Below are 13,697 nucleotides of genomic sequence, written 5' to 3' on the forward strand. Positions count from 1 at the left end.
GATTGTGTTTTCAATGCAGGCGCTCCTGCCGCTGTTCCCGTCCGGTGGCGGCATTGTCGTCACTAGGTCTATCAACACTCGGCACGGCATGGCCGGTACGCCAGCCTATGCATCGCTGTGCGATCGCGAATGTGGGCCCTCGCGGGCGAGCCAGAGCAATTCCCAATCAAAGGATCAGCCTTGATGTCGCATTCCACATACAGGTGAGCATGGTCGGGCGGACTGCTATTCCAAGGCGAACCGGATTGGAAGTGCTTTTGGCCCGCTTATGAAAAGAGACGGGATCATTTTCAGATGTCCATTGAGCTCCACAGACTTCAGCCTGGGAAGCAGTTCCTCAAACAGAATTCGCATTTCAAGTTTGGCAAGATGCATGCCCAGACATATATGCGGCCCATGGCCGAACGAAATGTAAGGATTTGGCGAACGATCAACACGGAATGAATCAGGCGCATCGAATACAGATTCATCTCTGTTGCCCGAACCATAACACAGCATGATCCAGTCGCCCTTGGACAGACGTTGGCCAGAGACGTCGATGTCTTCAGCTGCGGATCGCATGAAACTCTTGATCGGTGTCGCCCAGCGAATGGCTTCATCGACAAGGCCTGGTATCAATGAGGGGTCAGACTTTACTTTCTGAAACTCGTGGGGGTGCCTGGCCAATTGCGCCATGGCGATGGCAGTGGAGGTCGAGGTGGTATCGTGACCTGCGGTGGCCACAGTGATATAATAACCCATCTCTGCCTGCTCGGAAATTGGCTGTCCGTCCACTTTGGCATTGGCGATGACGCTGCTGAGGTCATCACGCGGGTTTTCTCGCCGGGCGTCACTGAGCGTGCGGAAATATTCATGAAACCCCTCCACCGTCCTGGCGAGGTATTCGGCCTGGGCTTCTGCACTCAACACATCCGCCGCCCCGGACACATCAGGATCTTGGGCGCCAAACAGCTCCTGCGTCAATTTCAACATGATCGCTTCGTCTTCAATCGGCACACCGAAAATACTCATGATGACGCGGAGCGGGTAATTCAGGGCCACTTCAGTCAGAAAATCGCACTCTCCTCCGGTCGACAGCATTTTTTCGACAAATTCGCAGGCAATATCTCTGATTTGAGCTTCCAATTTGCGCAAGGATTTAGGCATGAAATAGCCTTGCGTCAGTACGCGGTATTTCATGTGCTCCGGTGGGTCCATGGACACCAGGGAATGGACAAGATGCGGGCTCCCGCCGGTGATCTCCCGAATCCTTTGATCGCTTGCCCTGTCCATGAACGAGAATTGCGTATCGCCCGAATGGAAAAGGTCATTGTGTCGGCTGATGTAGCGGATGTCCTCTGCACGCGTCACAACCCAGAAGGGATCGAAGCCCTCTGCAACCGCCAGACCTAACGGTTTGTGCTTGCGCAGCCATCGATAGGTTTCGAATATCCGGCCATCCGCATAGGCTTGAGGATCGACAAGGGTGGAGACCTGATCTTGAGGGATAAGCGCAGCATGCAATTCTGATGTCGCGTTCATATCTTAGCGTGCCTTAAAAACAGTACTCAGCGACCTGTCTCGGGTCAGCCAGCATGATCAACCACACCGATCAGTCCGGCGCGGCAAGACGGCCACACCATGCAGCGCGTCTCTGCCGGCTCACGCCTAAACAATGATACTGACGCGCCCCTGTGGCCGCAGATTGTCCATATCGAGCATGCTCCGTTTGGAAACAATGCATAGCTTGTCGTCGGTCTTGCGAAGCACATAATAGTGACGACCCACAAAAGTGTGCGTCACGTCATTCTTGGTGCGATACGTCACGAAATTGGAAGTCACGCGCACGCCGTCTGCCTCGGCGCCGAGAATCCGGACATTGGTGACTGTGTGCAACGTCTTTGACCGAGGCCATTCCGAATGTGCCTGTTTGCTGTTCAAACGCTTGATTCGATGGCGTAGCCGGAAATAATCATCCGCAATATAGAAGAGAGATTCCGAAGAATCCGCATCATCCGGCGCGCCTGCCGTAGGAACTTCATATGTTGCTCCTTCGACAAACAATTCCAGCCATTCATCCAGCCGCCAGGCATCCAGTAGTGCAGCTTCGTGGTAGAGGAAATCCTCATACTCGCTACGACTCAATACGGGCTCTGTGGTGATCGCACCTGGCTTCATCATCACTTCTGTCATTATTGATCCTCCATCCGACGCGCCCACTCCCGCCAGAAGCAGCGCATCTGTTCTTCGTCAAAATTTGTTGGCTGGTCCTTCAGCAATCCTCTGGAGATGTCATTCCACGGCGCAAATTTTGCATTGCCATAACCGCGATGCGCACTCTCAAGGGCTTCGACATCATCTGGGGTCGCGAACCCGCCTGGCCCGAGAAATTCGAGGAAATTGTCCAGACGCCGCTTTCGCTGAAGGCGGGGTTCGCCTACAGGCCCCATCGCCCACGCATTGACATGAATCAGACCTGACGACACCGGATGGAAGGTCCTGATTGTGATCGCCATGATGTCATTGATGACCAGGCTGGGAAAAATACCCATATTGCGGTCCCCATCGGCAATCCTGTGTGCTTTCTCGACACCCAGGCGCGCCTCGAGCTCTGCCCGCGCGGCACGTATATCCGCCGCGCCATCTTCTCCCCAGGACGGAATGGTTCTGGCAATCGGCCGGCCCCAGGGCGCTTTTCCCTCGATGACCGCATGACCATTTTTCAGATCGATAGCCCGGGATTCCACTTTTGCGGCGGACAGGTCATCATTCGCGGCGCCGCCAATATAATCCGACAGATACTCAAAATAGGTCGCATGCGTATCTTCTGCGTGATAGCCGTCAAAACTGTTCTCGAGGAGCAGTTTCCAATTGGCATTGATACTGTACTGCTGCCCGCCGCCAATGATCTCCATGCCATTGGGTGACTGATCGGCAACAAGATCAATGATCTCCCGGGAATCTGCCAGATACTCTTCGAGACTGACTGCCCCTTCATCAAAATTGATGAAGTAGAATCCCCGATACTCTTCAAGCCGGGGAACCCGGACGAGATCGACAGATCCATCCTTTCCGAAATCCTCCGGATAGAAGCCCTCTCCCATCCGGGTGGCAAACTTGCCATTATTGTTGAAAGCCCACCCATGATAAAAGCATTTGAAACCGAGCGCACTGCCACACTTTTCTCTGGCCACCATGGCGCCCCGGTGTGGACACACATTGAAAAAGGCGTTGTAGCTGCCCTTGCGATCACGATTGAAGATCAGCTCGCGCCCCGCCACATTACGCGTCAGATAGTCATTGGCTTCCTTGAGTTCCGTCGCATGTCCGAGATACAGCCAGCATTTGTCGAAGATGCGCTCACGCTCCTTCTCAAAGATGGCGTCACTTACAAACGCTTCTCTGGCAACCTTGAACACACCCTTGTTCCGGTCTTCCACAACCCACCTGCCCGTCTTTTCAGGGACGGCCTTCAGCAGCGTCGCCATATTCTAGTCTCCTTCACCGGCTCGGGTCGGACACGTTTTCCGACACCGTTTTGTCTCCTCGGCCCACATCATGCAGGCGAACATCGCATGCCGGACACGCTAACTAAAACGCTTGCTTTATGCAAATTGTTTTAAGAAGGAAGAGCCAGCCGGCCTGCCGCGCCCGTTTCTCTACATCACTTCATATTCGACACGGACAGTCTGGCATGCTCCCAGAAACGGAGCGCGGCGGGCCTCTGCTCGCGCCGCCGCCTCAAGACACTAAGCTGCGTGGCCAGGCCAAGTGCGGGAACCGGTTTGGAAATCATGCCCATGTCCCGTACCATCAGTCCGAGATAGGACCGGACATCAAACCAGCCCAGATCAATCGCACTCGTGCGCTCATCGCTTGCATGCCTCACCAGGGAGAATGCGTCAGCTTCAGGCGGACGCACCAGAACAGCCCCGGCGCTGGCCAATGCCCGCGCCACCATCTCTGCCAGGGCAACCCCATGAAGCCTGCTAATGGTGGCGACAGGAAGCTCTCGGAGATCCTCAGGGGTTATCTCGTTCCGGTGCGCCAGCGCATGCTCTTCAGGCAGGAGAAGCGTGACGGGCTGGCTGCGAATGACCAATCGCTCGAGATCCTCGTCCCGGACCGGCCCATCGCTCTCGACCGATCGGGGTTCGATCACGATTGCAAGGTCTATGTCGTCTTCGCGCAAGGCATTGAATATGCGCACATGACCAAGAGCAAGGATCTCGACATTGGCGGCAGGATATTGCTGAAGAAATCGATCCGTTAGCTGCGTGCGTTCCGGAAAAAAAACGGAATGGGGCTGGACTGCCAGGCGTAACGCATTGGTCCTGATCTCTTCTGCTTTCTGATGCAGCCAATCGGTCTCCAGAACCAGTCGGCGGGCATTGGCGACAAAGGCGCGCCCCTCCTTGGTGAGATCTACCCGCCGGCTCGTCCGGTCAAAAAGATCAAAGCCCAGCTGGCGCTCCATCTCCCGAATACTCGCAGACAGGGCAGGCTGCGACACGTGCAGGGCATGGGCAGCCTTGGTGAAGGATCCCAGTTCCGCGATCTTCAGGAACGCTTTGAAAGGCGACGCTTTGAGATCCATAACCGGTCCCGCAACTTATTGATACGCCCCCTATCCATAAGCATATTCGATTGAATGTGAAGGGATTTCCGATTCGACAGCCTCCTCGTTCAGGAGGCACACTGGCTGCAGCTGCAATGAAAAGGAGGCCTGCCATGTGGTCTTTTCAAACCGACCCGGATTTCCAGGCAGAACTGGATTGGATCAGACGTTTCGTGGACGCCGAAGTCGAACCCCTGGATTCACTTCTCGGCAGCCAATGGAATATTCACGATATCCGGTTCCAGAAATATGTGCGCCCTTTACAGGAACAAGTGAAGCAGCGCGGATTGTGGGCATGCCATCTGGGCCCGGAACTCGGTGGAAAAGGGTATGGTCAGCTTAAGCTGGCTTTGATGAATGAGCAGTTTGGACGCTCCCGATTTGGTCCCATTGTCTTTGGAGCCCAGGCCCCGGACACGGGAAATTCCGAAATTCTTGCCCATTATGGAACGCCGGAACAGAAGGAACGCTTCCTGACCCCGCTTTTGAACAATGACATTGTATCCTGCTTCGCCATGACGGAACCTCATGGCGGGTCCGATCCGCTCCTATTGAAAACACAGGCCATTGCCGATGGCGGGGAATGGGTCATCACCGGCGAGAAATGGTTTGCCTCCAATGCGCGCTTTGCGTCTGTCTTCATTGTCATGGCAGTGACGGACCCGGATGCTGAAAACCCCTATCGCAGCATGTCCATGTTCATCGTTCCCGCCGAAACGCCCGGTATCGAATTTGTACGCGATTACACATATTTCGGCCAAGCCGAACCCGAACATGCGCATCTGAGATTCAACGCCGTACGCATTCCGAAAGATCACATGCTTGGAGAAAAGGGAGAAGCCTTTACGGTTGCACAGGTTCGACTTGGCGGCGGCCGGCTGCATCATGCCATGCGAGCCCTTGCCGAAGCAACGAAATGCCTTGATCTTACCTGCCAGCGGGTCGCGTCGCGCTTTACCAAGGGCGAGCGATTGTCGGAGAAACAGATGGTTCAGGAAAAACTGGCCGATTGCTGGATCCAGCTTCGCCAGTTCCGTCTGTTGACCCTCGAAGCCGCCTGGCTGGCGGATGAATCAAAGGACTGGAAAGCGATCAAACAGAACATCGCAGCGGTGAAGGTCATGATGCCAAAAGTGCTTCACGATGTATCATCGACAGCGCTCCATCTGCACGGATCCCTCGGCTTGTCGACCGAAATGCCGTTTTCCTATCATTTGATGAACAGCTATATGATCGGTCTTGCCGATGGGCCCACAGAGGTCCACAAACTCACTGTAGCCAAGGAAATGCTACGCGACATCGAGCCGCCGGCTGATCAGTTCCCGGATTATATATACCACAAGGCCAGAGCGCAGGCTGAGCTCAAATATCCTGCTGATTGAAACAGATGACGAATTGCTCACGGGCGGACGCATGGCCGTCTCAGTGTCCAGAGCAAGGCATATAAGGAGTGATCCAGCATGGATTATACGATAGATTTTAAAGGCAAGACGGCCCTGATTGTCGGCGGCACAAGCGGGATAGGAAATGCCACCGCCCAGGCGTTCCGATCAAAAGGCGCAGACGTCTTTGTCTGGGGCACACGCGCAACCGCGAAAGACTATGAGACCGAGCCCACATCCGATCTCGAAGGCCTCCACTATGAATGTATGGATGTTAGTCAACCCGAAAGGGTCGCGGCCTATGTCCCCCCCTTTGCAAAACTGGACATCCTCGTCCTGTGCCAGGGCCTGGTCCTCTACGGACGCAAGGAATTCGAAATTGATGGGTTCAGGCGTGTTCTGGATGTCAATCTGACCAGCTTGATGAGTTGCGCAACCAAGTTTCGCGACATGCTTGCCAGTACGAGCGGTTCGCTTATCATTGTCAGCTCCTCGGCCGCATTCCATGCCACGCGGGGTAATCCTGCCTATAATGCTTCCAAAGCCGGTGCATTAGGTCTGACCCGGACCCTTGGTCAGGCCTGGGCCGCAGACGGGCTACGCGTGAACGGCATCGCACCAGGATTTGTGCCGACACGCATGACCCGTGTGACAACTGAAAATGAATCCCGGTCGGAAGCGGCCAAGTCCAATATTCCGCTCGGTCGATTCGGAACTCCTGAGGAAATGGCCGCGATTGCCCTGTTTCTTGCCTCCCCCCTGAGCGGCTACATGGTCGGGCAGACCCTGCTCGCCGATGGCGGCATGCTGCTTTGACTCTGGCCATGAACACTCAAACCAACATGACCGGGCTAGACCCAAATCGTCTTGCAGACTGGATGGATACAAAAGGTCTCGGCAGCGGGCCCATTGCCGACGTGACACGCCTTGCCGGCGGAACACAGAACCTGATCTTTCGATTCCGGCGACTTGACAGGGACTATGTCCTTCGCCGGCCTTCCCTGGCTCCCAGACCCAGAGCGGGCGAGACCATGATGCGGGAAGCCAGGGTTCTTGCCGCACTCGCTGGGAGCAAGGTTCCCCACCCGGCCCTGGTGGCAAAATGTGAAGACGACAGCATCCTTGGCACCGCTTTCTATCTCATGGAGCCGGTTACGGGATTCAATGCGGTAAATGGCATGCCGGAACCGCACAGATCCAGTCCCGCCCTGCGCCGCCGCATGGGTCTGGCCTTGGTTGAGGGCGCCGCGGCCCTGGCGCACATAGATTACGCAGCCGCAGGGCTTGAGGGATTCGGTAGGCCTGAGAATTTTCTCGAACGACAGGTTTCGCGTTGGCGCGACCAACTCGACTCATATACCCGGCAAACCGGTTGGCCTGGACCTCAGAGTCTCCAAGACGTTGGTTCCCTGTCGGACTATCTGGCAACCAATATCCCACCCGGCTACCGACCTGGCATCCTTCATGGTGACTATCAGCTGGCCAATGTCATGTACCGCTATGACAGTCCCGAACTGGCCGCGATTGTGGACTGGGAATTATCGACAATTGGGGATCCCTTGCTCGACCTTGCCTGGATCGTCGCCACATGGCGGGGATATGATCCGGAACTGCCCGTTTTGCAAGTGGAGCCTTGGGACGGTTTTCCGACTGCGGATGAATTGATCCGGCACTATGCCGATCACTCTCTTCGCGATATGACCTGTATCAACTGGTATGTTGCGCTCGCCTGCTTCAAACTGGGAATTATCCTTGAGGGCACTCATGCGCGGGCCTGTGCCGGAAAGGCAGCCAGAGAAACTGGCGACCGCTTGCATGAGGCGGCAGTGTCACTCATGCAGCGCGGACTGATCTGGTCAAAGCGGCCGGTGTGGCAATAGTCCAATGTTCCGGACTGCCTGCCGTGTCAGGCCCAAGCATATCCGGCCAGTCCAGTCAGACAATTTGGTCCATGATGTCTCCACTCAAGGACCGCCGCATTCCGGCTTTCAAGCCCTGCCTCACATCGCCTCGACGATCATGACATTTGCCATGCCTCCCCCTTCGCACATGGTCTGAAGTCCAAACCGTCCTCCCCGGGCGCGCAGGGCATGTACGAGCGTGGTCATCAGTTTTGTGCCCGAGGCGCCGAGCGGGTGACCAAGAGCAATGGCTCCCCCATTCACATTCATTCTTGCCGGATCAGCATCAAGCATTCTGAGCCAGGCCATGGGGACCGAAGCGAAGGCCTCATTCACTTCATAGAGATCGATATCCTCAATTTTCATATTCTGTCTGACCAGCGCTTTCTGTGTCGAAAACACTGGTTCCTCCAGCATGATGACAGGATCTCCGGCCGTCACGAGCAAGCTTGCGATCCGAGCTGATGGTTCCAAGCCATGCGTCTTCAGGGCTGCTTCACTGGCGACGAGGATGCCGGAGGCACCATCGCAGACCTGACTGGCATTTGCAGCCGTAATGGTTCCCCCCTCTTGAAGGGTTCTGACCGAGCCGATACTTTCAAGACTGGCATCGTAGCGTATGCCTTCATCCTGGACATGAGCCACCGCACCGGCGCTGGTGCCAATGTCCAGAGGCACAATTTCAGAATTGAAAGCGCCGGACTCGGTCGCACGGGCCGCTCTCTGATGGCTTTCAAGGGCAAACCGATCCATATCCTCGCGCGTGAAACCATATTTGTCCGCAATCATCTGGGCACCCCTAAACTGACTGAATTCCCTGACCCCATATGTATGCTGGATTCTGTCACTCCAGGGCCCCTTTCCCATGCCTGCCTGGGCATAAACATCTATCGCGGAATTCATTGGCACTCTCGACATGCTTTCCACACCAGCAGCGATCACCATGTCCTGCGTACCCGACATCACGGCTTGCGCAGCAAATTGCAGGGCCTGCTGGGAGGATCCGCATTGCCGGTCGATCGTCACGCCCGGAACGCTTCGCGGGAGCTTGGACGCCAGTACAGCATTGCGTCCCAATGCCGTGGACTGTTCGCCCCCCTGGCTGACACAGCCCATGATTACATCCTCTATCGCCGCAGGATCAATTCCGGAGCGTTCAACCAAAGCATTCAGGATCTCAGCGGCCATGTCCGCCGGGTGCCAGCCGGAAAGCGCGCCCTTGCGGCGCCCTCCAGCGGTTCGTGCGGCTTCAACAATGTAGGCATACGGCATTTTATGCTCCTAGAGGGAAAGAATGTTTATGTCTTGTGCAAACACGGATACCGCCCCGCCCTGTCCATTTCGCGGGACTTGTTCACCTTGGCCTGCATGACGGAGGAAACCTGCCTGTCGCCATGTCATGGGGAGGGCGATCGCGGTGCCATCCAAGCACCAGATCACCCTTGCACCGTCATCTTGCCGAGGATGTCTCTTATCGGCACTGCAGTGTCTGCCAACTCAACCTTGCTGGGCCTCGCCTGGTTCAGGATCAGCTTCTTGGACGCCAGGAAGTCTGCTGGACTGTTGATCGCGTCAACAGCGATGAGATGTCCCGTCTTGAAATAGAAGGCGGAAAACCTACAAGTCGACATTTCCCCACGCAGCACAATATCATCATGCCCTGTGGAGAGGCCTGCAATCTGCAATTTTATATCGAACTGATCAGACCAGAACCAGGGACAATCCACGCGCGGTCGGTCTGTCCCCATGATGGCCGCAGCTGCGAGTTTGCCCTGTTCAATCGCGTTGTGGACGCTTTCCAGACGACCGGTTCGACCATACGGGATAATGGGCCGAACGGTACAATCCCCGGCAGCGAAGATGCACGGATCAGATGTCCGCGCATCCTCATCGACTAGAATTCCATTTGCGCATTGAAGTCCCGCGGCGGCTGCCAATTCGGTATTTGGCAGGATTCCGATACCAACAAGTACGATATCGGCGTCGATGGACTCACCCGTATCCAGCACCGCCTGCGTGACTCTTCCCCGGGAACCTCTCAAGCCAGCAAGCCTGGCACCAAGGCGTATATCAACGCCCCGCGCATGATGAAGACGGGTATAGAATTCGCTGATTACCGGACTGGTGACACGCGCAAGCACTCGGTCCGCCATCTCCAGCACCGTCACATCAAGCCCGAATTGGCGCGCAACGGCAGCGGCTTCCAGACCAATATATCCGGCTCCGATGATGACCATTTTCCGACCTGAGATCATCTGGGGACGAATTCTTTCGACATCGCTGAGTGAGCGCAGAGCATGAACGCCGGAAAGATCAGCTCCCGTAACCGGCAAGGGTCTGGGGCGCGCACCTGTCGCAATGATGAGCGCATCATAAGGCAGATCGCCGCCATGCTCGAGACGGATCCTCTGGGCTGACCGGTCAATCCCGAGCACACGCTGGGACAATAATGTGTCGATCTTATTGTTCTCATACCATGCCGCAGGCTTGAAATAGAGCCGCTCTTCAGCAAGCTCGCCCTTCATGAAGGCTTTTGACAGCGGCGGACGCTGATAAGGCAGGACGGGTTCGTCGCCAACCAGGGAGAGCTTTCCGTCATAACCGGACATGCGCAGGGATTGCGCCGCCTGCGCGGCCGCCTGACCGCCCCCGATCAGAACGACAGAGGATATCTTGCGCGCCACCTCAAAGTCCTCCCCGGAGATCCTTCATCACGCCGGAAAAATCGAGGCCGCCATGACCCCTGGTATCCAGATCCTGATAGATTTTTTCTGCCATCTCCCCGAGCGTGACCTCTGCGCCTGCAGCCTTCGCGGCAGCGGCGGCCAGATGAAGGTCTTTTAACATCATCGCGACCGCAAACCCCGGTTGATAGTCGCGGTTCGATGGCGCCGCCGGAACTGGGCCGGGCGCCGGGCAATAGCTGGTCATGCTCCAGCACTGGCCGGAAGCTGTCGAGGAAATGTCGAAGAAGGTCTGCGCGTCGAGGCCCAGTTTTTCCGCGAGATTGAACGCTTCGCACGTAGCGATCATGGAAATGCCGAGCAGCATGTTATTGGCGATCTTGGCTGCCTGGCCGTTCCCGCTGCCGCCCGCATGGAAGATATTCTTGCCCATCGCGTCGAGGATCGGCTTGGCCTTCGCGAAGGCTTCCTCCGGGCCGCCCACCATGAAGGTCAGCGTGCCGGCATCTGCTGCCGCCGTGCCGCCGGACACGGGCGCATCCGCCATCAGGAAACCCGCCGCTTCGGCCTTGGACGCCGCTTCGCGGGCAGCCTCCACCGCAATGGTCGAGCAATCGAGAAAGAGCGCGCCCGTGTCTGCATGGGACGCCACGCCGTCATCGCCGAAATAAACCGCCAGGACATGCTTGCCCGCGGGCAGCATGGTGACCACGATTTCGGCGTCCTTCACCGCATCCGCGACAGTGGCCGCAGCATTTGCCCCGTGGCCTTCGGCGGCCTTCACCGCCTCGGCATTGAGGTCGAAGGCACGGACCTCATGGCCCGCCTTGCAGAGATTGGCACACATGCCCGAGCCCATGTTTCCGAGCCCGATAAATGCGATCTTAGTCATCCTATCCTCCAATGAAAGTGAGTTCCGCGTCACTCAGCGGCTCAAAGAAGCCCTCGAGGATAGCCGGGGTAATATCGTCAAGATTTCCGGGTTCCCATAAGGGCGCATTGTCCCGGTCGATCAGGACAGCGCGGACGCCCTCCTGGAAATTGCGCGTGCGGACAAGACGGGTCCCGATACGGTATTCCATGCGCATGTTCTCGCGGAAATCCGTCATCCTTTCGCCTGTTTGCAACTGTCTGAGCGCGATCTTCAAGGTTAAAGGAGATTTGGTTCTGAGTATCCCGGCCTGTTTGGCCGTCCAGTCACTTCCCGTATCCAGACTTGCCAGAATGGCTTCTATACTGGCCCCATCGAAGCAGAGATTGATCTGCGCCATATGATCGGCAAAACTTGCACAGGCCGATGTCTGGAGATCATCCAGCGCGCTGAGGCCGTGCTCACAGAGCGTGTCTGCAAGCCCCGCCCCCTCCTCAATGAAATGTGTGGCAATCCCGGCGGCCAGAACATCCCTCGCCCTCAATCGCGCCCCCGTCAGAGCCAGCCATATGCCAAGCTTGCCCGGGAGCCGGGGCAGGAACCATCCCCCCCCCACATCGGGGAACAGACCAATCCCGGATTCCGGCATAGCAAAGAGGGTATTCCGGGTTGCGATACGATGGGACCCGTGAACCGAAATGCCCACACCACCTCCCATTGTAACACCATCCATGAGGGCGACATAGGGTTTTGGATACTCTTTGATCAGAGTGTTGAGCCGGTACTCGGCGGCGAAAAAGGCGGAAGCATCACGGCCATCCTTCGCTCCGGACTGCGCCAGCATGCGAACATCACCGCCCGCGCAAAAGCCCCGAGACCCTTCCGCATGGTCGATCACAATCAAATCGACGTCAGCCGCATCTCGCCAGACGAGCAAGGCATCGGTCATCCTGCCCACCATGTCGGCATTCAGTGCGTGGAAGGCGTTTGGCCGGTTCAATGTGAGGCGCCCGGCCCGGCCTTGCTTGCGCGCTGTGATCACAGTTTCAGTCACACTTATCCCCTCAACATCTCACGTGAGATGATGACGCGCATGATCTCATTCGTTCCTTCAAGAATCTGGTGGACGCGCAGGTCTCGCACGATGCGCTCGACTTCATAATCGGCGAGATAGCCATAGCCTCCATGCAATTGGAGCGCCTCATTGGCGACCTTGAACGCAACATCGGTGACGAAACGCTTGGCCATGGCACAGAATTTTGTTTTGTCGGGTGCATCTGCGTCGACCTTGCGGGCAGCCTCATAGAGCAGGGACCTGGCTGCCGAAAGTTCCGTTTCCATATCCGCGAGCTTGAATTGTGTCGCCTGAAAGTCGGCAATTGTTCGGCCGAACTGCTTGCGGTCTTGCACATAGGCCAAAGCTCGGTCGAGCGCGTCCTGCGCACCCCCAAGAGCACAGGCAGAAATATTGAGGCGCCCCCCATCAAGTCCGGCCATCGCAAAGCGAAATCCCTGTCCCTCTTCCCCCACACGATTGGTCTCGGGGATCCGGCAATTATCAAAACTGACCATGGCGGTCGGCTGGGCGCGCCAGCCCATCTTCTCCTCTGGCTTGCCGAAGGACAAACCCGGAGCATCCCGGTCGACGATAAAACTTGAAATGCCGCGGGCGCCCTGCTCGCTCGTACGCGCCATGACGAGATAGACATCCGAGAAACCAGCCCCCGAAATGAAAACTTTTGATCCATTCAGGACATAAGCTGCGCCGTCTCGTTTTGCCGTCATCCTCAAGCTTGCCGCATCGGACCCGGCTCCTGGTTCTGTCAGGCAATAGGAGGCAATCAGCTCAGTCGCGGTCAGGCGAGAGACATATTTCGCGCGCAACGAATCATTGCCGAACTGGTCGATCATCCAGGTCGCCATATTATGGATGGACAGAAAGGCGGCATGACTGATGTCGCCGCGCGAGAGCTGTTCGAAAATCAACGCTGCATCAAGTCGACCCAGGCCTGAACCCCCATATTCTTCCCTGGTATAAATGCCGCCAAACCCAAGGTCACCCAGTGCCGACAAGGTCGTGCGTTCCAGATACTCTTCCCTATCCCAAAGGGCTGAATGGGGACGAAGTTCATGTCTGGCGAAGCTTTCCGCCATTTCCGAAATCAGAATCTGTTCTTCAGTCAACAACATGAATCAACTTCAAAAAAGGGGCGCCTGCACATCTATGCATGCAGCAGGCGCCCAGTTCAGCCCGATACGCCC

12 protein-coding genes are annotated in these 13,697 nt (G+C 56.6%); 3 read left to right on the forward strand and 9 right to left on the reverse strand.

What is annotated here, in order from left to right:
- Window positions 1–225 precede the first annotated feature (225 nt).
- The 4 genes from HY36_RS03600 to HY36_RS03615 all read right to left on the reverse strand — a co-directional run bounded on the left by HY36_RS03600 (window position 226) and on the right by HY36_RS03615 (window position 4,576).
- Window positions 226–1,521 (reverse strand): cytochrome P450, encoded by a 1,296-nt coding sequence (locus HY36_RS03600; RefSeq protein ID WP_051602478.1) that lies wholly within the window; start codon window positions 1,519–1,521, stop codon window positions 226–228.
- A gap of 126 nt (window positions 1,522–1,647) precedes the next feature.
- The gene (locus HY36_RS03605) at window positions 1,648–2,172 is read right to left on the reverse strand and encodes an aromatic-ring-hydroxylating dioxygenase subunit beta (RefSeq protein WP_051602479.1); all 525 of its coding nucleotides are present in this window, start codon (window positions 2,170–2,172) and stop codon (window positions 1,648–1,650) included.
- The gene (locus HY36_RS03610; protein ID WP_035548571.1) at window positions 2,172–3,467 is read right to left on the reverse strand and encodes an aromatic ring-hydroxylating oxygenase subunit alpha; all 1,296 of its coding nucleotides are present in this window, start codon (window positions 3,465–3,467) and stop codon (window positions 2,172–2,174) included. The genes HY36_RS03605 and HY36_RS03610 overlap by 1 nt, the downstream gene beginning before the upstream one ends.
- A 176-nt stretch (window positions 3,468–3,643) precedes the next feature.
- Window positions 3,644–4,576 (reverse strand): LysR family transcriptional regulator, encoded by a 933-nt coding sequence (locus HY36_RS03615; protein WP_035548573.1) that lies wholly within the window; start codon window positions 4,574–4,576, stop codon window positions 3,644–3,646.
- 134 nt (window positions 4,577–4,710) lie between these two features.
- On the opposite strand from HY36_RS03615, the gene HY36_RS03620 reads away from it, so the two are divergent.
- The 3 genes from HY36_RS03620 to HY36_RS03630 all read left to right on the forward strand — a co-directional run bounded on the left by HY36_RS03620 (window position 4,711) and on the right by HY36_RS03630 (window position 7,859).
- Complete coding sequence (locus HY36_RS03620; protein ID WP_035548577.1) at window positions 4,711–5,979, forward strand: acyl-CoA dehydrogenase family protein; 1,269 nt, start codon at window positions 4,711–4,713, stop codon at window positions 5,977–5,979.
- A 78-nt stretch (window positions 5,980–6,057) separates the two neighbouring features.
- Window positions 6,058–6,795, forward strand: a complete 738-nt coding sequence (locus HY36_RS03625; RefSeq protein WP_035548578.1) for an SDR family NAD(P)-dependent oxidoreductase — start codon at window positions 6,058–6,060, stop codon at window positions 6,793–6,795.
- A gap of 8 nt (window positions 6,796–6,803) precedes the next feature.
- Window positions 6,804–7,859: a phosphotransferase family protein gene (locus HY36_RS03630; protein ID WP_081806027.1), complete on the forward strand. Its 1,056-nt coding sequence runs from the start codon at window positions 6,804–6,806 to the stop codon at window positions 7,857–7,859.
- A 120-nt stretch (window positions 7,860–7,979) separates the two neighbouring features.
- Here the strand turns inward: HY36_RS03630 and HY36_RS03635 are convergent, their stop codons facing one another.
- From HY36_RS03635 to HY36_RS03655, 5 genes are all read right to left on the reverse strand, one after another.
- Window positions 7,980–9,152, reverse strand: coding sequence for an acetyl-CoA C-acetyltransferase (locus HY36_RS03635; RefSeq protein WP_035548585.1), 1,173 nt, complete (start codon window positions 9,150–9,152; stop codon window positions 7,980–7,982).
- Window positions 9,153–9,316: 164 nt separating this feature from the next.
- Window positions 9,317–10,564, reverse strand: coding sequence for an NAD(P)/FAD-dependent oxidoreductase (locus tag HY36_RS03640; RefSeq protein WP_051602480.1), 1,248 nt, complete (start codon window positions 10,562–10,564; stop codon window positions 9,317–9,319).
- A 1-nt stretch (window position 10,565) separates the two neighbouring features.
- Window positions 10,566–11,456 carry a 3-hydroxyisobutyrate dehydrogenase gene (mmsB, locus tag HY36_RS03645; protein WP_035548588.1) on the reverse strand — a complete coding sequence of 297 codons (891 nt, stop codon included), beginning with the start codon at window positions 11,454–11,456 and terminating at the stop codon, window positions 10,566–10,568.
- A gap of 1 nt (window position 11,457) precedes the next feature.
- The gene (locus tag HY36_RS03650; RefSeq protein ID WP_035548592.1) at window positions 11,458–12,489 is read right to left on the reverse strand and encodes an enoyl-CoA hydratase/isomerase family protein; all 1,032 of its coding nucleotides are present in this window, start codon (window positions 12,487–12,489) and stop codon (window positions 11,458–11,460) included.
- Between the two features lie 2 nt (window positions 12,490–12,491).
- Window positions 12,492–13,625, reverse strand: a complete 1,134-nt coding sequence (locus tag HY36_RS03655; RefSeq protein WP_035548594.1) for an acyl-CoA dehydrogenase family protein — start codon at window positions 13,623–13,625, stop codon at window positions 12,492–12,494.
- Window positions 13,626–13,697 lie beyond the last annotated feature (72 nt).

The organism is Hyphomonas atlantica corrig. (assembly GCF_000682715.1).
GTDB lineage: Bacteria > Pseudomonadota > Alphaproteobacteria > Caulobacterales > Hyphomonadaceae > Hyphomonas > Hyphomonas atlantica.

Excerpts from the sequence above, each read along its gene's own strand:
- HY36_RS03605 (WP_051602479.1), bottom strand. The coding sequence starts at position 2,172 with ATGACAGAAGTGATGATGAAGCCAGGTGCGATCACCACAGAGCCCGTA.
- HY36_RS03655 (WP_035548594.1), bottom strand. The coding sequence starts at position 13,625 with ATGTTGTTGACTGAAGAACAGATTCTGATTTCGGAAATGGCGGAAAGC.
- HY36_RS03620 (WP_035548577.1), top strand. The coding sequence starts at position 4,711 with ATGTGGTCTTTTCAAACCGACCCGGATTTCCAGGCAGAACTGGATTGG.
- HY36_RS03610 (WP_035548571.1), bottom strand. The coding sequence starts at position 3,467 with ATGGCGACGCTGCTGAAGGCCGTCCCTGAAAAGACGGGCAGGTGGGTT.
- HY36_RS03615 (WP_035548573.1), bottom strand. The coding sequence starts at position 4,576 with ATGGATCTCAAAGCGTCGCCTTTCAAAGCGTTCCTGAAGATCGCGGAA.
- HY36_RS03635 (WP_035548585.1), bottom strand. The coding sequence starts at position 9,152 with ATGCCGTATGCCTACATTGTTGAAGCCGCACGAACCGCTGGAGGGCGC.
- HY36_RS03600 (WP_051602478.1), bottom strand. The coding sequence starts at position 1,521 with ATGAACGCGACATCAGAATTGCATGCTGCGCTTATCCCTCAAGATCAG.
- HY36_RS03630 (WP_081806027.1), top strand. The coding sequence starts at position 6,804 with ATGAACACTCAAACCAACATGACCGGGCTAGACCCAAATCGTCTTGCA.
- mmsB (WP_035548588.1), bottom strand. The coding sequence starts at position 11,456 with ATGACTAAGATCGCATTTATCGGGCTCGGAAACATGGGCTCGGGCATG.
- HY36_RS03625 (WP_035548578.1), top strand. The coding sequence starts at position 6,058 with ATGGATTATACGATAGATTTTAAAGGCAAGACGGCCCTGATTGTCGGC.